This is a genomic window from Ignavibacteria bacterium (genome assembly GCA_013177855.1).
Lineage (GTDB): Bacteria > Bacteroidota > Ignavibacteria > Ch128b > Ch128b > Ch128b.
In genome coordinates this window covers 232,929-256,571 of record JABLYA010000002.1, presented here as the reverse complement: position 1 = coordinate 256,571, position 23,643 = coordinate 232,929, and the positions used below count along the sequence as shown (strand labels likewise).

The following is a 23,643-nucleotide window of genomic DNA, read 5'->3' as shown; positions in this document are numbered from 1 at the left end:
ATGAAAAAATTTGTCCAATTCAACACAAAGACTTATCTCGTTCCTATAATTTTCTTGGTTTTGTTCATTGCTTTTGGAGTTTACTCCTTCCTGAGAATTCAGAGTCAGATTGTTGATTACTATGTTAATAAACTCATCAGCATAAGTCAGGTGCAGGAAGTAAAGATTAATATGTTTTTTGAAAATGTTCGATTTAAGTTGGGTTCTCTAAGATACTCTCCAACTTTAAAGAGTGAATTAAAAGTTTTAACCAGTGCAAATAAGTTTAGTCAAAATCCAATTCTTGATGAGTTGTTTGATAATAAATTTTCAGAGTTCGGATTGCTGGAAGTCTTAATATTTGATACAAAGGGGAAATTGATTTACCAAAAAGGTCCTAGTATTGAAGACAGAAATTTTGTAGATAAATCTAATTTTAATTTTGACCAGGATAGTATTCTAATCAGTGAATTGTTCTATGATAATAAAACAAATAAATCTGTTTTTGAAACTCGAGTTTTATTGCCCTTTGATAATAATAAATCTTTTGTTTTTTACGCTCAATTTGATGCAAGGAAATCTTTGTACAAAATTTTGAAGAGCGATTTTGAGCAATTAAATGGTTTTGAATCGATGTTAGCTCAGGTAAGAGATAATGTTATAACTTACATTTCTGATTCTCGTTATCTTGGAAACATTGCCTTTAAATTGCAAGAAGCTTTATATCCAATTCAACTTAATCGAGAGTCAAGAACAAGCGGGAAAAAATTTTTTGAGGGTCTCGATTACAGAGGTCAAAAAGTTTATGCTTATGTGAATTTCCTTCCAAAGTATAACTGGTTTTTGCTAGTTAAATTTGACCAGGAAGAAATATACCGAGAATTGAAAAAAATCTATTTCAGAATTTTTGGGACAATCTTTGCTGTAACAGCAATATTCTTTGGAATAATGATGACTTATATTAAGAGAGAGAAGGAAGAATTAATCAAACAAACGGATTCACTTAGAAAACAAAAAGAATTAATTAAAAAGCAATATGAATACATTACAAAAATTGCAAATGATGCAATTGTGATTGTTGATAATCAAAACCGAATTGTAGATTACAATGACAAGTTTGTTGAATTTTATAAAATTGAGAAACCTGAGAATATGTCTTTAAACCTTTTAGATTATTTCTCCGAAAACCTTAAAAATCAATGGAAAGATTATTTAAAGAATATCAAAGAAAACAACGGGTTAGTTTTTGAAGCGGTTACTAAAAAAACTGACGGTGAAGTTTTTAATGTCCAGATATCAGCCAAATATGTTGAGATTGAAGAAAATGAATTTCTTATTCTTATCATTCGTGATTTTGAAGAAAGAAAAAGAATCGAGGATGAATTAAGAAATGCAAAATTTAAAGCTGAAGAATCAGATAGATTGAAAAGCAATTTTTTGAGTATGATGTCTCATGAGGTTCGCACACCAGTGAATATAATCCTTGGCTCTGTAGATATACTAAAAAACGAAATTGATCCTGACACATATCAAGCAAATGAACATTTATTTGATATGATTACCAGAAACAGCAAACGACTTCTTACATTAATCAGTGATATTATTGATATTTCGAGAATCGAATCAAACGAACTGAAGCTTGAATTCATAATAAGGAATGCTGAATCTCTAATCTTAGATGTGGTTTCCGAGTATGAACAAACAGCAAAACAAAAAGGCTTACAGATAATTACAGATTTTAAGGCAACCAATCCTTACATTAGAATTGATGAGGTTCGCTTCCAGCAAATAATTACAAATCTTCTAAACAACGCAATAAAATTTACTTCAAAGGGTGGAATTACTATTACTACAAAGAACGAAGGAGAAAATCTTTACATCTCAGTTAAAGATACAGGAATTGGAATTCCTAAGTCTGCATTGAAAGATATTTTTGGATTGTTCAGACAGGCACATGAAGGCTATAGCCGAAATTTTGAGGGCGCAGGACTTGGACTTACCATCACACAAAAATTGACGAAGATGATGGGTGGAGAAATTTATGTTGAGAGTGAAGTAAATGTCGGTTCAACTTTTACCGTTTTATTTCCTGTAATTAAATCCGAGGAGCTCGACGAAAATCTTTTGAAATTACTGGAAGAAAGACATAAATCATCTTTCAAACCTACAATTCTAATTATTGACAATGATAAAGATGATCAATTTTATCTTGAATCTTTGATGGTCAGGCTTGGCGTTGAATATTTCACAATTCAGGAAGGTAAAAAACTTGTTAGTTTCCTTAAACATAAACCAGTTGACTGCGTGATTTATTCTATCAATATTCAGAATGAGATTGAAGCTGAGAAAGTCGTTGATGAAGTAAGAAATAAACTGAAACTAGAGAACCTAAAAATGATTGGTTTACTCTCACCCGAATCAATTATTTCAGAATCTCGCTTAAAAGAACTTGGCTTTAATCAAGTTAGAACCAAGCCAGTCTCATTTGAAGAACTTTCAAGGATGCTAATTCAGGTAATGGCAACTTAAAATGGAATATTTATGAAAAGAATAAAATTTTTGATTTTATTGACAGGAGTATTGTTTATTTCTTGCAATGCAGATAAGAGAACCGAAAATATTCAACCGAATATTAGCAAGGAAATTAATTTAGAGAAGTTGTTTCCTCAAACTGAGGATTTTGCTGCTGAACCTTTACTCGTTTATTTCAGAGAAAAAATCGAGAGTAAAGATTTCAATGAATTCAAAAAAGCCAATCTCAATAATCAACCTGAAGATAAACAAAAAGTACTAAAAATGATCCTTGACGAAATTGAAGCTCAAGGTTTTGTGAAAAGCATCACGGGAGTTTATGTTGAGGTTTCAAGAAATGTAACTTTTAGCATAGTTTACTTTCAGTTTAAAAATGCAGAGAATGCATCAAAAGCACTTCCGTTCTTAGAGAATTTATACACTGAAATGATAGGTCAAGAATTTAAGACAATTGATGATAAAAGGATTCTGGGCGACGATCAAAAAGTTCTTTATACTATGTATTCAGGTATTCCTATTTACCTTGCTCTCTATCGAAGGGATAATATTGTTGTTCTTCTCTTTGTGCCCACAAAAGAAGTTTTCCCCAGAATTTTTCCAATCAGTTCAATTCGTTTTCCGGTAGAAAAAAATTTTTATGTTTATTCTGGATTGCCAGAATTTGCAAGAGTTGAGAAACCAACAATTGCTGAATTGAAAGTCCCAACAGATGATTATTACATTCCTAACACATCAGCTTTGAGGGAACTTGCCGAAGAAAGATCAAAAATGTGGATGGAATATTTTTCGAAATATACTTCGAATGCTAAAGAAGTCACTCAACAATTTTTTGCTCTGGCTGATAAAAAATTAATGGATTTTGCTTTAGCTTATGTTGATTTTAGATACAGTCAGAATTTAATTCCTCAAAAATTCCCTGAATGGTATGAAAATGAAGTATTGAAGAGAATTGGGAACAACATCAAGGTAGAACTAATTTCGAAAAAGCCATCACAACCAAGATATGACAAAATATTTTATGAAGGCGGTGTGCGTTATCAATATCCAAAGCTCGGATTTTGTGATTTGGAATTTAAGATCAGTGGTTCTAAGCAATCTCGAAAGGCTCGAATAACTTTTTCAGTTTTTGATAAATATCTTAAGATCACTGAAATAAAAATTCTGTAATCCTAAAAAGATATTCGGGAATACTTAAAAACCATTTATAAAAAATTTAACGATCATGTAAGTAATAATTGAGAAAAGGGCGCTTAGTGGGATTGTTAGTATCCAGGCAATAACAATATTTTTTGCTACTCCCCATTTTACAGCTGAGAAATTTTGAATTGAGCCAACGCCAATTATTGAACCAGTAATTGTATGCGTTGTACTTACTGGAATTCCAAAAGAAGAAGCACCAAATAAAGTAATAGCAGCAGAAAATTCAGCGCTAAAGCCATGGAAAGGTCTTAGTTTTGTTACTCGCATACCAAGTGTTCTGATCACTTTCCAACCACCTGTCAATGTTCCAAGAGCGATTGCAATATGACAGGAAATAACGACCCAGAATGGTACATGAAATTCTTTAAGTAATCCATTAGAATAAAGTAGAGCCGTAATTATTCCCATTGTTTTTTGAGCATCGTTTGTGCCGTGTCCCATCGAGTAAGCAGCTGCAGAAATTAATTGAAGTTGACGAAAAACTTTATCTACTTTTCTTGGAGGCTGATTTTTCACAATCCATAATGTAATTATACTTATGACTAGTCCTAACAGAAACCCAATCAAAGGAGATAAAAAGATAAACAATGCAACTTTTACTATACCGGCAAGAATTAAAGCTGAAAATCCTGCTTTTATAATTCCAGCACCAGCAAACCCACCAATTATTGCATGGGAAACGCTGATTGGAAGTCCATTGTGAGTTGCTGTAGAAGTTAAGATTATTGCGCCAACTAATGCAGAAAAAATCACAGTGTTATCAACGATTGAAGGATCAACTATACCTTTGCCAATTGTATTGGCAACATGAACACCAAAAATAAAAGCGCTTATAAAATTAAAGAATGCTGCCCAGGCAACGCCTTGCAAAGGAGTTAATACCTTTGTAGAAACAACTGTGGCAATAGAATTTGCTGCATCATTCATTCCGTTATAGAAATCAAAAACAAGAGCGATGAAAATCAGGAGTACGACTATTGTCATTTTGTTTTCTCAAGCATTTTTTATGGTTATTGACTCAATGATTCTTGCGACCGACTGGCAGATATCAGAAGCTCTTTCGATTACATCTAAGATCTCTTTTTTCTTGATTAAACTAATCGCATCTTTTTCTTTTTCGAATAAATTTGTCAAAGCTTGATGATAAATGTTATCCGCTTCTGATTCGAGGTGTTTGACTCGATCGCACTCGTCAATTATGCTTTTATGCTGCTTGAGGTTGTGGATGGCGTGATTTATTACTTCGGTTTGTTCTTTTACAATTCTGGCAATTTCATCGGTATAATCAATCTTTTCGCTGATTTTGAAGATTTGGAATCGGGAGGCTGCAACTAAAAGAATATCCGCAATATCATCCATTCGTTTGACTAACTGTAAAATATCTTCCCGATCAAATGGTGTGACGAATGTATGGTTTAATTGGTGTCGGACCGATGAAGTAATCTTATCGCATTGGTGTTCTTTATTTTTTAGATTGGAGACTATGGAATCGATATCTTTTACATCGGTATAAAGTTTATACACATCTCCTGCTATTTCACTTAGCAGGGAGGCAAGCTGATTAAAATATTCGAAGTACTTTTCTTCTTTTGGTATTAATTTCTTTAGCAATTTTTCCTCAAATTGTTATGCAAATTTACAAAACTTAATTTGATGTTTGCTGATTTAATTCTAATTACTATCAGTCTCTTGATTTAATCTATCTTGAGATACTTTAAAGATTATTTTTCAATAAATAGCTGGAATTCTAATTAGAGCAAATACATTGGATTAAATGATTTTCAAATTATTTATATTTGAATCAACCGATTTGAGGATCTTAAAATAATTTAAGTGGACTGGTGTTATGAAAAAATTCTTGTTTATTCTTTTATTGACTTTATTTTGCTCAAATATCTACGCTCAAGAATTAAGAGGAACCTGGATTGCTCGAGATCAACTTGGAACGAAAGAAGCGTTAGCTCAAGCAATTGATTCAATCGCTGCGGCAAATTTTAATGTTATTTATGTCAATGTCTGGAGTCGTGGTTATCCTTTATGGAATAGTGAGGTATTTTATCAACATACAGGCGTTTACATTGATCCAGCTTACAATGGAAGAGACATTTTAGCCGAAGCAATTGCTGAAGCACATAAACACGGTTTGCATGTTGAAGCCTGGTTTGAGTATGGATTTGTTGGAGGTTATGAACCATATTATCCAGGAACAAGCGGAAAAGGGAAAATTTTCGATACTTATCCGCATTGGGTCGCAAAAAGACTTGATGGCGGCGAAAAAGATAATTCAAATTTTTACTGGATGGTTCAAACAAGAAAAGATGTTCAAGATTTTTTAATTGCCCTTGTGATGGAGATTGTCAGAAATTATGATGTTGATGGAATTGAACTTGACCGTATTCGATATTCTTCACTTCAATATGGATATGATAATTATACTGATTCACTTTATCGTGCTGAGCACAATGGAACACCACCGCCAACAAATTATTCGGATCCAGCATGGATAAGATGGAGAGCAGACAAACTTAATGAATTTCAAGCAAGGGTTTACGACAGCGTTAAGACTTTCAGACCAAAACTTAATCTTTCAAATGCCCCGAGCTTATATTCAGCTTCTCAATATACTTCGTATAATAACTTTTGCCAAGATTGGGTTTGGTGGGTAAACAATAATAAAATAGATAATGTGCAGGTTCAAATGTATGTTGAAACGCCTTCTTCGTTTTCGAGCATTTTAGATTTTATGCAATCGATGGTTAATGACAAGTCAAAAACATTCCCATCGTTCGCTGTAAGTCCTAACAGCAATCCATTGCCAGCTTCAACTGTTTTCCAATTTATTGATGTGACTCGTTCAAAAGGATTTAAAGGCAATGCAATCTGGTATTCAAATGATTTAAGGAATTACTTTCAAGCTTTGAGAGAGAATCGTTACCAGCAGAAAACATATCCGCCATTTTCATCACCTGATTGGAGAGAGTATAAACAAATCGTAAGAATTTCTGATCAAACAAACGCAATTCGGTTTGGAAGCTGGACGGCAAGTTTAATCCCGGGTTATGAAGGACAAACAATTTACACAACAAGCACCGATTCAGCTTCAGTAAGTTATTATTTTGATGTTCCAGTTTCGGGTTATTATGATGTTTATGCTTTTGTTGTACCTGCACCAGATCAGGCAAATAATGCCCGATATCTTGTTGTTGATTCTTCGGGAAGTTTAAATGCAGTCATCGTTGATCAAACAAATGCATTGAATAAAAGATGGAAAAAACTTTCTACGGTTTATTTAAATAAGGGAAGAAATTTAGTCCTGATCCTGAGTAATTCCGGAGTTGAAGCAGGCAAAAAAGTAAGAGCTGATGCGGCTTATATAAAATTAAACCGTCAGCTTTCCCCTGATGTAACCACTGATGTTGAGTCTGATTCGCCAAATCTGAATGATAATTTCAATAAAATGAAAATTATTAATTACCCGAACCCATTTAATTCAACTACAACTGTTGAATTTACTTTTCCAGCAAATCAGAAATATCAATTTGCTCTTTACAATTTACTCGGTCAGAAAATAACTTCACATGAAGGTTTTTCTAATTCATCTGGAATTAATCAAATTAGAATCGATTCAATAGATCTTGCGGGAGGAGTTTATTTTTGTTCAGTCAAAGGTGCAGAATTAACACTAACCACCAAATTAATAGTTTTGAAGTAGAGAAATATTAATTAATATTTTATTTATACATTTCGTAAGGAAGAGAAATGAAAAATTCAAATCAAAATGACTACAATCTGTATTGGAGTAAATTTCTTAACCGCCTTGAGCGAGTTGTTGGATGGTTTTTATTTATCACCGGGATTTTAATTTTAGTTTCTTATGGATTGTATCAATTCATTATGATTTTATTAAAAGACACTCAATTAAGTTTACTTGTTAAAGCAGGAATTTTCCTAACGGTCATTGGATTTGTTTTACTTTTATTTTCTGTGATTCGTGAAAGATTAACATTAAGAAAAGGAGATAAATATTCGGAGGTTAATCAATGATTATCACCACAACCGAATTTATCCCCGGTAAAAAAGTAGTAAAAATTTTAGGTATCGTTCGAGGAAACACAGTAAGAGCAAGACACATCGGGAAAGACATTCTGGCTGCATTTAAAAACTTAGTGGGTGGTGAAATTTCTGAATACACTAAATTACTTGCTGAAGCTCGTGAACAGGCTCTCGATAGAATGATAAAAAACGCGCAGGAACTGGGAGCAAATGCAATCATCGGTGTTAGATTTGGAACATCTTATGTAATGCAAAATGCAGCTGAAATAATTGCCTACGGAACTGCAGTAATTATTGAAGATGAATAAAAGCTTCCTGATGAAATTAATTTCAATTCTTGTTAACAAAATATTTCCGATTTCATTACAAATATTAATCTTAATTCTAGTTTTTAGTGAACTGATTTTTTCACAGCCTAAACGAGAAGTTAGAGCTGTTTGGGTCGCAACCAATCATCAACTGGATTGGCCTCCAAAAACTTTTGATCCTGTCATTCAAAAAAAATCTCTCATCGAAATTTTAGATAGTCTGAAAGCAAAAAATTTTAATACAATTTATTTTCAAGTAAGATCTCAGGGAAGTGTTTTATACAAAAGCAGGTATGAACCATGGTCATCTTACTTAACCGGAAAACTTGGTCAAGAGCCATCGTTTGATCCGCTTGATTTTATAATTCAAGAAGCACATAAAAGGAATCTTGAAATTCATGCCTGGTTAAATATTCTTAATGTTAAATCTGGAGATGCACCACTTACTTTTACTGATCCATTACATATTGCTTTATTACATCCTGAATGGATAAAAAAATACAAAGAAGGAAATTCTGTAAGTTACTGGCTTGATCCTGGTTTTCCTGAAGTCAGAGATTATCTGAAAAATCTTTGTGTAGAGATTGTTGAAAATTACAATATTGATGGAATTCATCTAGATTACATTCGTTATCCAGGAGTTGATTTTGACGATTCGCTTTCTTACGAAATGTATGGACAGAAGAAATCACTCGCCGATTTTAGAAGAGAGAATATCAATTCACTCATTGCCTCAATTTATGATACTCTAATTTCAATTAAACCAATTTTAAAAATTGGTTCAGCCCCAATTGGAATTTATGAAAATTTGAATGATGCTCGTGGATGGGAAGGCAAGCATTCTGTTTTTCAAGATTCGAGAGAATGGCTGAGAAGAAAAAAACATGATTACATAGCTCCACAGATTTATTGGGATATTAACAGCAATCCAAAATTTGAAGTACTGGTTAATGACTGGACAAAAAATAATTTCAGTCGTCACATTGTAATTGGAATTGGTGCTTTTAATCCTTCCGTTGAAAAAGAACTGGAGCAGCAAATTGAAATTACGAGAAGATATAATTCTGCAGGACAGAGTTTCTTTAGATATGAGAATATTAAATCGAAGAGATTTTCAGCTTATAAGTTTCCAGCAAATATTCCACCAATGAAATGGAAAGATTCAATTCCACCCAATCCACCATATCTTTTATCAGGAAGAAATCTCGAAGGAAAACTTGGTTTGATTGAGCTTGTCTGGGGAATTCCACTTCCAGCTTCCGATGGAGATACGGCAAAGTATTACAACATTTATAGATCAACTAATTCAAAAATTGATCGCGAGAATCCATCAATGATTCTTACTTCAACTCAGAATTATTATTACTATGATTTTATTCGACGCCCTTCACAACTTGAATATTTTTATCAAGTTTCTTCTTTTGATAAAGGTCATAATGAAAGCTTAAGTGGAAGTGAAATCATTAAAGTTGAGTTAACCAATTTAAAAGAAATCCTAAAACCAGCGTACGCGGATGACAAAGTTGCATTCAGAATTGAAGCTCAAAATGGTTATCTCTTAATTGAATCGAATTCTGAAAATAATGTCTTGATAAATCTATTTGATAGATCAGGTAATAAAATTAGTGAACTTTATTCAGGCAGGATAAAAGCCGGTATTAACTTATTGCAATTTGAAATTCCACAACAACGCACCAAAGAATTTAGTATTAAGATTTTCTTGCCTCAAAAAACTGAAATAATAAATTTCAAATTGTAAACGATTTTAAATTGCATAATCACCTGATTCAATTCTTGAGAAGTTTAAGTTGTTTAATTTTGATCGATAACTTTGATTGAACTTAGAATTTAAATCGTTGTTATTCTAACTTTGAGGTAAAGGAATTGTGATTATCAAAATGAAGATCAATATTTACTAAGAAAGAATAGGTTGTAAAATTCATCAAACTTAATTCGGATAGTTAGTCATTTCAACAAAAGTAATTCTTTATTTGATTGAGAGCGGAATTTTAAAATTATCTAACACTTATAAATTGTTTCGAGCCCCAGTTCATTTTTAAATTGAACATCAATTAATGGTGATTTTTAAATGAGGAAGATCAAAATTGGAATTGATGTTGGCGGAACATTTACTCATGCTGTCGCAGTGGATATATCTGACTATTCAATTGTCGGTAAAGCCTGTGTGCTAACAACTCACACCGCAAAAGAAGGAGTTGCTCGAGGCGTTGTAGATTCAATGCTTAAATTAATTAATGATGCAAAGATAGATCCTGATGAAATTATTTTAATCGCTCATTCTACCACTCAAGCAACTAATGCATTACTTGAAGGAGATGTTGCAACTGTTGGAATAGTTGGAATGGGAAAAGGTATTGAGGGTAAAATTGCGATCAAAGATTTAAATCAGCAAAACATTGAGCTTGCACCAGGAAAATTTTTGCCAACTCGTTTTCGTTACATCGATCTAAACGAAAACTTATCAGAAGAAAAAATAAATAGAGTCATCGACGAATTAATTGATGAAGGTTCTGAGGTAATTGTCGCATCGGAAGTATTTGGAGTTGATCATCCTGAAAATGAAGAGCTTGTTGTAAAAATCGCAAATGAGAGAGGTTTACTTTCTACATCAGCAAGTCAGTTATCAAAACTTTATGGATTGAAAATCAGGACACGCACTGCAATTATAAACGCAAGTATGCTGCCCCGTATGTTAGAAACAGCTAATATGACCGAAGATGCTATTCGACAAAGTGGAATTAAAGCTCCTCTGATGGTAATGCGTTCTGATGGTGGAATTATGGATATTAATGAGATGAGGAAAAGACCAATTCTAACCATGCTTTCTGGCCCTGCTGCTGGCGTTGCTGCTGCATTGATGTATGCGAAAATTACAGATGGAATTTTTATTGAAGTTGGAGGAACCTCGACAGATATTTCTGTTATCAAAAATGGGAAGCCACAAATTAAAAGTGCCCAGATAGGTGGAAATAGATTATTTGTTAGAACTCTTGATGTAAGAACTCTTGGTATTGCCGGCGGTTCAATGATTAGAGTAAACAATCAAGATATTGTTGATGTCGGTCCGAGAAGCGCACACATTGCAAATCTTAACTATGTCGCTTTTTCTGATTTTGATATTGATAATTTTGATGATATTGAACTTCAATTAATTCAGCCCAAAGAAAAAGATCCTTCTAATTATCTCGCAATAAAACGAAAATCAGCCTCGAAACCTGAGTTTACGATCACGACTACTGAAGCGTCTGCAATGCTTGATTTGACAGATGTAGTTGGACACAGTGCCCCTGATAAAAATAAAGTTAGAAAAGTTTTTGAATGGCTTGGTAAAAAATTTAATAAGAAACCTGAAGAACTTGCAAAGGAAATTCTGGAAATTGCAGCGAATAAAATTAAACCAACAATCAAGCAATTAATTCGTGAATACAAACTTGATCCAGACATAATTGAAATTGTCGGAGGTGGCGGAGGTGCACCTGCAATTGTTCCTTTTACTGCTAATTATCTAAATATCAAATTTAAAATTGCTGAGAATTGTGAAGTCATCTCTGCAATTGGAGCTGCACTTGGAATTATTAGAGACTCAGTTGAAAAAAATATTATCAATCCAACTGAAAGTGATTTAATTTCTTTGAGACAGCAAGCGATTGATTCTGTAATTAAAATGGGAGCAAATCCAGATTCGATTGAAACAACAATCGAAATTGATACTCAAAACAAAAAAGTAATCGCAATTGCATTTGGTTCAAGTGAAATGAGAACTAAAGATTTGGGCATCAATGAATTATCAGATAATGATTTAATTGAGATTTGTGCTCGTTCAATGAAAACTGAAAAATCGAATTGCAAAATATCTGGTCGAACTAATCGAATGCTCGCCGTTACTGCTGATGTTTCACAAAAAAGATTTTTTGGATTATTTAGAGATAATCAAACTCGAGCAAGAATAATTGACCGCGAAGGAACAATCAGACTTCAAAATAATGATGCTGTAGTTTTGGAAACTCAAGCTTCAAATTTCAAGCAGATTGTGAGTGAAGTAATTCAGAGATATACTTCCTTTGGAGATGCAGGAGCTTTGCTGCCCGATATTTTTGTGATTTACGGCGGCAAGATTTTAGATACATCTGGATTAATAAACGAAAGTCAAATTCTATCTTTAATCGAACTTGAACTGAAAAATTACCCACCAAATGAAAATATCATTATCCTTGCTGGCAGGAAGAAATAAAAATTCAATTTGCTGTAAAGAAAATTAGTTCTAAAAAATTTTGGGGTTCAAACCAATACTAAATTTTCTAAGACTATTTCAAAAGAATCATCTTTCTGGTTTCGACAAAACTTTGAAGTTGATTTTTTGAGTTGGCAAACTTCAATTGATAAAAATAAACTCCATTTGGTAAGTTATCCGATCTTAGAATTATCTCATATTTGCCAGGGAATTTTGTTTCATTTATAAGAGTAGAAATTTCTTGTCCAAGCAAATTGTAGACTTTCAAATTCACTAATCCTGTTTCTGGAATCTCATACAAAATTTTCGATGAATTATTGAAGGGATTAGGGAAATTCTGGTGAAGCTTAAAATTTTTTGGAATCAATTCACCTTTATTTTCATTTACATCAGTTGTTCTTTTGGGGAAAAAGAAAATAAGATAATCATCGATATGAGCCCGCCAGTTACCCCAGCTGTGTCCTTCGTTGAATTCACGATAAATCATTTCATAACCTTTTGATTGCAATATCGTTTTTAAATTTCTCACAAGCGGGATCAAAACAGCTATATCATATTTCCCGATATCCAGATAAACTTTTAGATGAAGTTTCGGTGAATTTTGAAATCCATCAGATATACTTGAAATTACATTACTTGATTGAGCCGCAACATTTCCAAAAACTTCTGGATGATTAAGCGCTAAATAAAGCGAGATATTGCCACCATTCGATGCTCCTGCCACCGCGCAATTTTCTGCTCCCGATTTTATTCGATAACGATTTCTAATATATGGCAGTAATTCATTAACAATGAAATTCTTAAAAGCATTAATTTGATTACCCGCATATTCAGGAGTTCTATTTACGGGCGGGACAAATACCCCGATGATTGGCTCTATTTTATTATTTGCAATAAGGTAATCTAAAACATTATGCATTGATGCAAGCGAAACATATTCAAGACCATCGTGCATCAAGATCATCGGAAAACTATCAGTTGAGGTTTCATAATTTGGCGGAAGGTAAACTCTAATTGTCCTTGAATTATTTAAAATTGAACTGTAAAAAGTTGTATCTCTCAAAGTTCCGTGCGGGATATTAGGATAATATTTTATTTCCACTGGCTGAACATAATCGGGCATTGCAAGTTCTGAGTTAGGACCAAAGCCGCCTGGACAGGTGCGTGGATTGTTTGGGTCAAGAATCCAGTTCCCATCAACTATAAATTTATAATCAAGTCGAGCATCTCGTTCAAAGATCTTTGAAATATAGAAGAAATTTGTTCCAGAAACTTTATTTAATTTATCAACCGAACTTGACCAGCCATTGAAATCGCCCGAAAGATATATATTATTACCACTGCCGCGATAAATGAAATTTGCAATTGTATCTTCTATGTAAGGAATTCCTTGAGCTTTTGCTACTACCATAAAAGAATCAATCATTCTCATTTTAATCGAGTCATTTGATGCTGCATTGAGACTGCTAATGAAATTTTGAAAATTAGATTGGGCAAAGATTGAGTTATAAAGAATTAAAAAAATTGATAAAATCCTTTTCATAATTACCTCGTTGAGATTTTTATAAACCCTTTTCGCTTAACAGTAAACACATAATTGCCATTGCAGCAGATCCAAGCTCAAATTCTCTTGGATGAACTGTATCGAATGTATCGTTATCTGAATGATGAACATCCATATATCTTTGTGAATCTGGAACATATCCGAACAAAGCTTTAGTGTTTTTGATTTTAGAAACATCAACTCCGCTTCCGCCTTTTCTAATCCAATCGATTTTTGCAAGACTTAAGTAAGGTAAAAAAGATTGCAAGTAATTTAGTGTAGAGGAATCAGTATCAGCATAAAAACCTCTTGGAGTGAATGCTCCTCGATCGGCTTCAATTGCAGCTATATGTTTTTGATTCGTCTCTTGAGAAAATTTTGCATATTCTTTCGCACCTGTTTGACTTTGCTCTTCATCGATAAATAAGACGCATCTAATTGTGCGTTTTGGTTTAATGTTCAGTCGTTTGAATATATCCAGAACTTCCATTGATTGAACGCAGCCTGCACCATCATCATGAGCACCACAACCTTTATCCCAGGAGTCGAAATGTCCACCAACTACAATGATTTCGTTCGGGAATTCATTACCACGAATTTCTCCTATTACATTGTATGACATTACATCAGGTAATTTTTTACACGAAAGTTTTATATTGACTTGAAGATCTGGTTCATTTAAAACTGCATCTGCAAGAAAATCAGCATCCTGATATCCTATAGCAACGGCAGGAATTTTAGGAAGTGAATCAACATAGTTCATAACGCCAGTATGTGGAACATTATCATGTTTGGTTGTGATTGAACGAACAATTACCCCAATCGCTCCATACTTAGCTGCCTCAATTGCTCCAATTGATCTTTGATTGACCGCGCCGCCATATCCTGCAAATGGTTCAACTTCGCCATAATCAAGCGGACGATTGTAAAAAACTATCCTGCCTTTAACCAGATCAGATTTTGATTTTAATTCTTCAAAATTATTCACAATGATTATTTCACCAGTAATTCCATTTTTATCGGTTCCAACGCTTCCGCCAAGAGCAGTGATAGATAATTTTCTGGATTTAAATCTTTTTGATTTTAAAATTTTAGCTTCTTCAAAATTTCCTCTTACCCAGTGGGGAGCCATTACAGGCTGAAGCCAAACAGAATCAAAACCGGCCTCTTCCATTTTTTGTTTTGCCCATTGAATTGCTTTATAAGAATTTTCAGAACCGGGAAGTCTTGGTCCAATCTTACATAATTCCTCAAGCCACTGATATCCTTTTCTTTCGATAAGTGCTGATCTTACAATTTTTTTACTTAATTCATACAAATCATTATCAACTTGTTGAGAAAAAGTATTAATCGGTACAAAAAGAAAAGTCAAAAGAAACAACACGATCTTAATCATCTGGATCTCCTTAATTTTATTAAGGGAAAGATTAAAAAAGTAAATCTTCTTCCTCTTTCTCTTTTTTAGGGGAAGGCTTATAACGATAATAAGGCTGGATTTCGGAGCCAATATATTTTATTGCAGCCGCAATTACACCTAAATCATCTAAATATCCAACAAGCGGCGCAAGGTCAGGTATTGTATCAATAGGTGAAATGAAATAAACTAAAGCAGAAACAACGATTAGTTTTCTATACCATTTTACTGAATCATCTTTAAGATAATTATAAAGAGCTATAATGTCTTCAATAAAAGAAATTTTGTTTTTTGTTTTTTCAATTTTGCCAGTTATCTCTTTATCAATGTATTCAACCTTTTCTTGAAATTTCTTTTCGTCCTCTGGTGTGATCAATATCTCTTTAGGTAAATTTTCCATCTCTTTTCTCTTATTCTTTCGAGTCAAAATTAAAGAATTTTAGTAAGCTATTCCAAAACTTTGTAGGTTCAAAAACTTTTCGCCGGATTAAAACAGAATAAGATTTTCCTGAATGAAAAATATGTTGAATACTTAGATTTTGTTTTTTAAGATTTTCAAAAAACTGCTCACGTTCTCTGGAAGCTTGTAATCAATGATTTAGAGATGTTATGGTCAGAATCTTCACTTATATTATTTTAAAAAGTTTGTTTATTTTTCAATTGAGATGGAAACGAAAACATTAACCTTAGGTTCGATCGTTTTCTGGGGTCTGGTCAGGCTTGCTATTACAATAGTTGGATTGTGGATATTATTTTATTATTTAGATTATGGAACCTGGTGGATGCTTGGAATTGTTTCACTTTATGTAATAGTAATTCACCCAGCAATAATTCAATATGATATGTTTAAGGATAGATCAAAACCAATTGTAAGTTCAACATTGTGTAGCAGTTGTAAATATTTTGATGAGACTGCTGTTTTATGTACAGCACTTGATGAACATCCAGAAGAAAATTATTTACCTTGCAAAGGTGAATTGTGGGAACCAAAAAATTTTGAGAATGAATTATGAAACGAAAAAAAACAGCTAAAAAATTGGAAATAGAATTAAGAGAAGAAGAAAAATCGGATATTAAGTTCTGCACTGAATGCGGAGAAGCATTAGAAGATTTTTCCGTTTCTGATATGGCGAAAGACCCTAAAGCTGTGATTAGAAATTTTCATAACTGCAAGAAGACAGGAAAATTTAAAGGCGATGTTTGTTCAAAATTGTATATGATTTCTCCAACTCCTGAAGAAGATGAGCTCCTCTAAAAATATTAAAAGTAGATTAAATTAATATTTCTTATAAACAGCCAGCTTTTTCTGAACCATTAAATCGTTTACATTGATAAATTTCCCATTCTCTTCAAGCCAGATTTCAGCCAGATATCTTCCATACTTTTCTTTTCTATCTTTTATAGTTTGAATGATTACTTTTTTATTTATTAAAAGATCACGGAGAAAATCTCTTGATTTCAAGCCTTTAGCTCTTTCTTTCCCCTTAATTTCTGGTGCATTAATCCGCGCTAATCGAAGTTTTTCATTATTAATCCAGGTTGAGAGTCCCAGATCAATATTTACATTTATTGTATCTCCATCATAAACTCCAACTACTACAGCTCTGTAATGATAAAGTTTATTTGGAATCATATCTAAATCCTTTTTTCGAATTTTAATTGATTCTTAGTTGAAAAGAAATAGCAGGATAAATTTTATCAAAGTAAAAATCATGAAGAGCAAATTTTAATTTTATTTCATTAAAGTTTATTTTTATGTGTATGAAAAAGCTGGTAACATTAATTATCTGGTTTCTAATTGAAAATCTTTACTCTCAATCTATTTCGATTCAGGGATTTGTGAAAGATAAACAAACTGGTATCGGTTTAGATTCGGCATTTTTAATTCTTGTTAATAAAAATAATTTGAATCAAAAGGATACTTTTTCCACAAACAGCTCTGGTTATTTCTCATTTTTTCTCACATCCGTAAAAGATTTTAAATTTGAAAAGGATTTTTCTGTTTCAAATAATTACCCTAATCCTTTCAATCCTTCAACCAATCTGGATATAAACCTACCATCATCAAATCAAGTTAGCATTGAAGTGTATGATATCATAGGTAAACTAATTGAGAAGAAAACTTTTTACCTTGCATCGGGGAAGCACACAATAGAATACTGGGGAAAAGGAAGCGCGGGAATATACTTTGTGGTGGTAAGATACGGTGAAAAAGTTTCCGCTAAAAAAATTGTTCAACTCGATAATCTTAATGGCGATGGAATTAAACTTAGAACTTCCATTAATGAGCTTCAAAATAAACTCTCAAAGGCTAAAACAAATGAATATTTCTTAATTGCTGAAAGATTTCTTTATGTTCCCGACACAATTGAGATTGATGATTCTCAAAGTAGAAATATAATTTTTACACTCGAGACAGTTCATCAAAATGCAATTTTAATCGATCTGCACAATGATGTTTTGGAAAAAGTTGTAGATGGCTATGATTTAGGAAAATTAAATTCGATAAATCATTCTGACCTGCCAAGATTTTACAAAGGTGGTGTGGATGTTCAGTTGATGGCGTTATGGGTAAGCCCAACTCAATATCCCAATAATCCGTTTGAACAAACATTGAAGATGATTGATTCATTCAAAGTCCAGCTGAATAAATACAGTTCATTAATGGCTCAAGCGAGAAATGCAAGAGAAGTTGATAGCCTTGTTAAGATCGGGAAATTTGCAGCAATCTTATGTGTTGAAGGAGGTCATTCAATCGAAGAGAATATTTACAAACTTGATTCCTTATACAAACTCGGCGCAAGATATTTAACAATTACCTGGAATAATTCTACGAGTTGGGCAACTTCAGCTCAAGATCCACAAGCTGCAACAAAAGGACTTTCCGAATTTGGTCGTCAGGTTATTAGACATATGGATTCACTTGGAATGATAATCGATGTTTCTCATGTTGGTCCAAAAACTATTGACGATATTCTTGAAGTTACCGTTAATCCAATAATTGCGTCGCACTCTGGAGTCAAAACATTACGAAATCATTATAGAAATTTAACTGATCAACAAATTATTAAAATCGCTCAGAAAGGCGGAGTAATTGGAGTGATTTTTTATCCGCCGTATCTAACGACTTCATCTACTGCTACAATTAATAATGTGATCGCTCATATAGATTACATAAAAAATCTTGTTGGAATAGATTACATAGCTTTAGGCTCCGATTTTGATGGTATTGAAAGAGTTGTAGTTGGTCTTGAAGATGTTTCGAAATTCCCAAACTTAACTGAAGCACTTTTAAGGAGGGGATATTCAATTTCAGATATCAGAAAAATTTATGGTGAAAATTTTTTAAGAGTGTTCAGACAGGTTTGCAAATAACAATTAGATAATTATTTAATCCTTCCCGCTCAATTAGTTTTGTGCTGAACGAAATAATTCGAATCCCATTAAAACTTTTCTCGGAAAATTAAATTCCTCTAAAGAAATACAAATTTTGTGTCCTTGCTCAAGATTTAAATGAATTCATATGATTAATTATGAAGTTTACATTATGGGGAGATAACTTTCCATAAAGTTAAAGTGAACTTTAAAGATTAGGACAGCCTAATTTATACATAAATAAATGTTTGACTTTTATGAAATATCTTAAGTATTATTGTGAGTAAAAAAATTATGGAGGATAAATGAAAAAACTTCTTACAATTGCTCTCCTTGTTTTCACCCATACATTAATCTATGCAGGCGGGTTCCAGATAAATGAACATGGAGCCAGAGCAATGAGTATGGGTGGTGCTTTTACAGCTGTTGCCAATGATCCATCGGCAATCTTTTTTAATCCCGCGGGCTTAGCCCAGTTGAAGGGTACACATCTTATGTTGGGTGCGACTTTTATCACCCCGAGTTCTTCTTTTAGAGGACCAGCACCTGCTGTAAATGAATATAAAATGGTCAAGCAGGTTTTTTATCCCATCAATCTTTATGGAACTTATCAATTAAGCAAAAATGTAGTGGTGGGATTAGGGGTAAATAATCCTTATGGTCTCGGTACCAAATGGGATGATAATTGGGTAGCCAGATTTGTAACCACAGAATCTGATTTAAAGACTTTCTTTATTACTCCCACAGTTTCCTACAAGATTTCAGATGATATTTCTGTGGGCTGGGGTTTAGATTTTGTTTACAGCCAGGTTACATTAAAAAGAAAGGCTGATCTTTCACCATTTGCAGGCGAAGCAGATGTAAAACTTTCTGGAAACGGAACCGGAGTTGGTTACCGTTTCGGTTTACTTGCAAAAGTTACAAAAGAACTTTCAGTCGGTTTTTCATTTAGAAGCGATGTGAAAATTTCATTTGAAGGAACCGCTGAAACAAAAGGTCCTGCACAATTACAATCAAATCTTCCAAATGGAGATGTGAAGACAGAATTGACAACACCTCAAAATTTAACTCTTGGTGTTGCCTACAAAGTTCTACCACAACTACTTGTTTCAGCAGATTTTCAATGGGTTGCTTGGTCTTCCTATCGTGATTTAAAAGTTGATTTTGTTGATCCAAAGTGGCCCGATTTAAGTTCACCACGAAATTATTTTGATACTTACATCGTTCGTTTGGGTGGCGAATATAATCTCCTTTCAAATGTTGATTTAAGAGGAGGAATTTTCTTTGATAAAAATCCAGTTCGTGATCCTTATCTTGATCCAACTCTTCCTGATGCAGATAGAATTGGATTTAATCTTGGAGTTGGATACAAAGTGAATAATAACATTAAGGTTGATGTAGCTTATATGTTCCTGCGTTTTGCTGAGAGAACAATTACATCTTCTTTAGTTCATTATGTAGGGAATACTCCATTGAATGGAACTTACAATTCCTCTTCTCATCTTTTCGGATTTAATGTATCCTATAATTTTTAATTAGAGAAAGGAGAAGAAAATGAAAAAGGTCTTATCAATATTAATAATTTTAACAGTCTTTCTCGCAATCGGTTGTGAAGACCGAAGCGAATTAACTCCTCCTTCTCCACCTTCAACTGGTAGTGTTAGCTTTGAAAGATTTGTAACGCTTGGTAATAGTTTAACTGCTGGTTATCAAAACGGTGCTTTGTATGAATCAGCTCAAATGTATTCTTTCGGTAAATTGATTGCTGATCAAGTGGGTGCTGCATTTGAACAGCCATTAGTAGCCGATCCAGGAACTGGTGGAAGATTAGAACTTCAAGGATTGACCTCGACAGGAATTCAGATTTATGTCAATCCAAATCAAGGCCAACCGAAGAATTTAAACTTAAATAGACCATATAATAATCTTGCTGTACCAGGTGCATTTCTTTACGATATTGCTAATGCAACTTCAAGTACAACCTGTTATTCATATGTTTTTGGTGGTCAAGCAAATCCTTTATTTGATCTTGTCTTAAGAGGTCAGGGTTCACAATTAACCCAGGCAAAGGCTCTTAATCCGACACTAATAACTTTGTGGATTGGGAATAATGATATCCTTGGACATGCAACAAGCGGTGGAACTGTACCTTATACTCCTGAAGCTAATTTTGCAATTTTATATAATGCTTTAGCAACTGAGCTTGCAAACACAGGTTCAAAAGTAGTTGTTGCAAATATTCCAGATGTAACCGCTATTCCTTTCTTTACAACTGTTGGTCCAACTCTTTATGCTCAAGGCATAACAGCAGTTTGGGCAGTTAGGGGAGTTGGGGATACAGTGCCAGTAAATGTTTTAACAAATTACCTGACATTGAGAGCTTCTGACTTGCTCGCACAGGGAAAAGGAATGTCAAGAAGCAATCCATTGCCAAATAGTGTTGTGTTGGATTCCATTGAAGCAGCAAATGTGAAAAATGTGATCAGTAATTACAATGCAACAATTGCAAGTGTGGCCGCAGCAAAAGGTTTTGGCCTTGTTGATGCTAATGCATTATTGAACAGGGCAAGGACTGGAATAACAGAAAATGGGATAAGATTTACAACCCAATATGTAACTGGCGGTCTTTTCAGTCTCGATGGAGTTCATCCGACCAATCGTGGTTATGCTATAGTTGCAAATGAGTTTATTAAAGTAATTAATCAGAAATGGGGAGCGAGTATTCCTTTAATTAATGTTTCAACTATTCCAGGAAGCATTATTCTGCCAAAAGGTTACAATCAACTTGGCTTACCAGTGCTTCTCGCAGGTGCTCTTGACAATTTGCTCTTCTAAAAATTCATTCCAGATTTTATTGACTTAACCTAATGTCAGGCTGAGTTTATCTTGGCCTGACATTTTTTATTTTATCGCACTAAAAATCATTTCATCGATTTCAAACAAAATTTGTCTTCATAAAAAACATAAATATTTTTGCAAGTGAAGTTTAAGGATTCATCACATTAAATTAATTAATTGATTGGAGAAACAATGCAAATTGGAATCGTAGGTTTACCCCTTTCTGGTAAAACAACTTTATTTCAAACTCTAACAAAAACTCATCTTGACCCTTCAGCTCTTGCAAAGGGAGAAGCACATCAGGCAGTTATTAAAGTACCAGATGCAAGGCTTGATAAACTTAACGAAATATTTAAACCCAAAAGAAAAGTAAACGCAACTATTGAAATTGTGGATGTTGTTGGTTTGCAGAAGGGTGAAACAGGAAGCACTCAGTTCACAAGCAATTTCCTTTCAAAAGTAAAAACAAACGATGCACTTGTTCAGGTAGTGAGACTTTTTGAAAATGAATATGCACCTCATCCCGAAGGTTCAATTGATATGATGCGTGATATTAATACTTTTGAAACTGAATTTATAATTTCAGACTTATCGATAGTTGAAAATCGAATTGATAAAATCAAAAAACAAATTCAAAAAACTCAGGACGAAAATTTAAAACGAGAAATTCCAGTTCTTGAAAAATGCCTCGATTATCTTAATAAAGAAATTCCATTAAGGGATGCAGATCTGACAAAAGATGAGATAAAAATATTGAGAGCTTATCAATTACTCACATTAAAACCGATGTTAATTGCTCTTAATTTGGATGAAAAAATGATAAACAAAGAAGATGAATTCTTTGATATTCTCATAAAGAAAAAAATCTCTAAAAACACAAGAGCAATTGCTTTCTATGGCAGAATCGAAATGGAGCTATCTGAACTATCCGATGAAGATGCAAAAGCATTTATGGAAGAATATGGAATTAAAGAATCAGCTTTGACAAAATTAATCCGCGAAGCTTATGATTTACTTGGTCTTCAATCATTTTTCACTGTTGGTGAAGATGAAGTCCGTGCATGGACAATTAGAAAAGGTATGAACGCTCAAGAAGCAGCTGGGGAAATTCACACAGATTTTTACAACAAATTCATTCGCGCGGAAGTTGTTCATTATGATGACTTTATCAAATATGGTTCCTTTGCTGCTGCTAAAGAGCATGGTGCCTGGCGGCTTGAGGGCAAGGAATATATTGTCAAAGATGGAGATATACTTACAATAAGACATAACTAAAGTTTTTTATCAATACCGAATGGTGTGAAAGCTATTTTGGATTTTTTTACTTCCTCAAACAATTTCAAATTTTCTGGCAGTCTTTCCTGTAACTTATGATATAGATGAAATTGAATTGCAATATTGTTTAGTGATTTTATTCTTATTCCATTTAATTCAAGTCGAAACTGTAAATCCGTATCCTCTCCAATCGAAGGCGCTTCATATCTTTCATCAAAGCCGTTTACACTTAAAATATCATCTTTGTGAATTGAAAAATTACACCCAAGAAGTCCTCGGGTTTTTTTGTTCACTAATTTTCTCAATGCTTTTGATTTGAAATAGAGACCTTTTTCAAAATCAACTGTTTCACCAAAGATACTATCAAACAGGAGCAGTAAATAATTTTTTTCGAGGAATCCATCTCGAATTTTTTTCTCATCGAGCATAGAGCTGATCTTTTTTGAGAGATTAACCCTTCTGCCAGTGAGACAGACTTTTTCTTCTTTATTCTGAAAATGTTCTTTTAGAAATTCTGAATGAGGGATGCAATCACCATCAATAAAAACCAGATAATTAGAATGACTTTCTACAATTGCACGATTAAGGATTTTGTTCTTTCTGAAACCTTTGTCTTCCTGCCAGATGTGTTTAATTGAGAAATCAAATTGGGGAATTATACTATAAAGTTCTTTAACGACATTTTGGTTTGATCCATCGTCAGCAATTATAACTTCAAAATTTTTAAATGATTGAATTTCGAGACCTGCTAAAACCAATTTCAAATAATCCAATCGATTGTAAAATGAAATTATTAGAGTAAGTTCGGACATAATTTTTTTAGAGTATTAATTAAAGATAAATTTGTTTGTAAAATTAATGATAATGAGAACAC

Annotated in this window: 20 protein-coding genes; 13 read left to right on the top strand and 7 right to left on the bottom strand. The window is 33.3% G+C overall.

What is annotated here, in order from left to right:
* Both HPY57_12245 and HPY57_12240 read left to right on the top strand, forming a co-directional pair.
* Window positions 1-2,508, top strand: coding sequence for a PAS domain S-box protein (locus HPY57_12245; protein ID NPV12548.1), 2,508 nt, complete (start codon window positions 1-3; stop codon window positions 2,506-2,508).
* A gap of 12 nt (window positions 2,509-2,520) precedes the next feature.
* Window positions 2,521-3,678, top strand: coding sequence for a hypothetical protein (locus HPY57_12240; protein ID NPV12547.1), 1,158 nt, complete (start codon window positions 2,521-2,523; stop codon window positions 3,676-3,678).
* Window positions 3,679-3,702: 24 nt separating this feature from the next.
* On the opposite strand, the gene HPY57_12235 is transcribed toward HPY57_12240, so the two are convergent.
* Window positions 3,703-4,695, bottom strand: coding sequence for an inorganic phosphate transporter (locus HPY57_12235; protein NPV12546.1), 993 nt, complete (start codon window positions 4,693-4,695; stop codon window positions 3,703-3,705).
* A 9-nt stretch (window positions 4,696-4,704) separates the two neighbouring features.
* Entirely contained in the window at window positions 4,705-5,322 is a 618-nt protein-coding gene (locus HPY57_12230) for a DUF47 family protein (protein NPV12545.1), read from the bottom strand.
* A 235-nt stretch (window positions 5,323-5,557) separates the two neighbouring features.
* Between HPY57_12230 and HPY57_12225 the strand changes: the two genes are divergently transcribed.
* From HPY57_12225 to HPY57_12205, 5 genes are all read left to right on the top strand, one after another.
* Window positions 5,558-7,423: a family 10 glycosylhydrolase gene (locus tag HPY57_12225; protein NPV12544.1), complete on the top strand. Its 1,866-nt coding sequence runs from the start codon at window positions 5,558-5,560 to the stop codon at window positions 7,421-7,423.
* Window positions 7,424-7,470: 47 nt separating this feature from the next.
* Window positions 7,471-7,755 (top strand): hypothetical protein, encoded by a 285-nt coding sequence (locus HPY57_12220; GenBank protein NPV12543.1) that lies wholly within the window; start codon window positions 7,471-7,473, stop codon window positions 7,753-7,755.
* Window positions 7,752-8,072: a YbjQ family protein gene (locus HPY57_12215; GenBank protein NPV12542.1), complete on the top strand. Its 321-nt coding sequence runs from the start codon at window positions 7,752-7,754 to the stop codon at window positions 8,070-8,072. Before HPY57_12220 ends, HPY57_12215 begins: the two co-directional genes overlap by 4 nt.
* The gene (locus HPY57_12210) at window positions 8,065-9,831 is read left to right on the top strand and encodes a family 10 glycosylhydrolase (GenBank protein NPV12541.1); all 1,767 of its coding nucleotides are present in this window, start codon (window positions 8,065-8,067) and stop codon (window positions 9,829-9,831) included. Before HPY57_12215 ends, HPY57_12210 begins: the two co-directional genes overlap by 8 nt.
* Before the next feature lie 330 nt (window positions 9,832-10,161).
* Window positions 10,162-12,324 carry a hydantoinase gene (locus HPY57_12205; protein ID NPV12540.1) on the top strand — a complete coding sequence of 721 codons (2,163 nt, stop codon included), beginning with the start codon at window positions 10,162-10,164 and terminating at the stop codon, window positions 12,322-12,324.
* A gap of 73 nt (window positions 12,325-12,397) precedes the next feature.
* On the opposite strand, the gene HPY57_12200 is transcribed toward HPY57_12205, so the two are convergent.
* The 3 genes from HPY57_12200 to HPY57_12190 are packed head-to-tail and all read right to left on the bottom strand — an operon-like array spanning window position 12,398 to window position 15,681.
* The gene (locus HPY57_12200) at window positions 12,398-13,867 is read right to left on the bottom strand and encodes a T9SS type A sorting domain-containing protein (GenBank protein NPV12539.1); all 1,470 of its coding nucleotides are present in this window, start codon (window positions 13,865-13,867) and stop codon (window positions 12,398-12,400) included.
* Between the two features lie 19 nt (window positions 13,868-13,886).
* Window positions 13,887-15,263, bottom strand: coding sequence for a M20/M25/M40 family metallo-hydrolase (locus HPY57_12195; GenBank protein NPV12538.1), 1,377 nt, complete (start codon window positions 15,261-15,263; stop codon window positions 13,887-13,889).
* A 31-nt stretch (window positions 15,264-15,294) separates the two neighbouring features.
* Window positions 15,295-15,681 carry a DUF1232 domain-containing protein gene (locus HPY57_12190; GenBank protein NPV12537.1) on the bottom strand — a complete coding sequence of 129 codons (387 nt, stop codon included), beginning with the start codon at window positions 15,679-15,681 and terminating at the stop codon, window positions 15,295-15,297.
* Between the two features lie 265 nt (window positions 15,682-15,946).
* Here HPY57_12190 and HPY57_12185 point away from each other — a divergent pair, with 265 nt between their 5' ends.
* Both HPY57_12185 and HPY57_12180 read left to right on the top strand, forming a co-directional pair.
* Window positions 15,947-16,294, top strand: coding sequence for a hypothetical protein (locus tag HPY57_12185; GenBank protein ID NPV12536.1), 348 nt, complete (start codon window positions 15,947-15,949; stop codon window positions 16,292-16,294).
* Window positions 16,291-16,536 (top strand): hypothetical protein, encoded by a 246-nt coding sequence (locus tag HPY57_12180; protein NPV12535.1) that lies wholly within the window; start codon window positions 16,291-16,293, stop codon window positions 16,534-16,536. Before HPY57_12185 ends, HPY57_12180 begins: the two co-directional genes overlap by 4 nt.
* Window positions 16,537-16,557: 21 nt before the next feature.
* Here HPY57_12180 and HPY57_12175 read toward each other — a convergent pair whose 3' ends face one another.
* The gene (locus tag HPY57_12175; GenBank protein ID NPV12534.1) at window positions 16,558-16,911 is read right to left on the bottom strand and encodes a nuclease; all 354 of its coding nucleotides are present in this window, start codon (window positions 16,909-16,911) and stop codon (window positions 16,558-16,560) included.
* Between the two features lie 131 nt (window positions 16,912-17,042).
* Here HPY57_12175 and HPY57_12170 point away from each other — a divergent pair, with 131 nt between their 5' ends.
* The 4 genes from HPY57_12170 (at window position 17,043) to ychF (ending at window position 22,769) form a co-directional block, all read left to right on the top strand.
* Window positions 17,043-18,656, top strand: coding sequence for a T9SS type A sorting domain-containing protein (locus tag HPY57_12170; protein ID NPV12533.1), 1,614 nt, complete (start codon window positions 17,043-17,045; stop codon window positions 18,654-18,656).
* Window positions 18,657-18,961: 305 nt separating this feature from the next.
* Window positions 18,962-20,191: a hypothetical protein gene (locus tag HPY57_12165; protein NPV12532.1), complete on the top strand. Its 1,230-nt coding sequence runs from the start codon at window positions 18,962-18,964 to the stop codon at window positions 20,189-20,191.
* Between the two features lie 19 nt (window positions 20,192-20,210).
* Complete coding sequence (locus HPY57_12160) at window positions 20,211-21,491, top strand: hypothetical protein (GenBank protein ID NPV12531.1); 1,281 nt, start codon at window positions 20,211-20,213, stop codon at window positions 21,489-21,491.
* Between the two features lie 195 nt (window positions 21,492-21,686).
* Entirely contained in the window at window positions 21,687-22,769 is a 1,083-nt protein-coding gene (gene ychF / locus HPY57_12155) for a redox-regulated ATPase YchF (protein ID NPV12530.1), read from the top strand.
* Here the strand turns inward: ychF and HPY57_12150 are convergent.
* Window positions 22,766-23,581 carry a glycosyltransferase gene (locus HPY57_12150; protein ID NPV12529.1) on the bottom strand — a complete coding sequence of 272 codons (816 nt, stop codon included), beginning with the start codon at window positions 23,579-23,581 and terminating at the stop codon, window positions 22,766-22,768. The genes ychF and HPY57_12150 overlap by 4 nt on opposite strands.
* Window positions 23,582-23,643 lie beyond the last annotated feature (62 nt).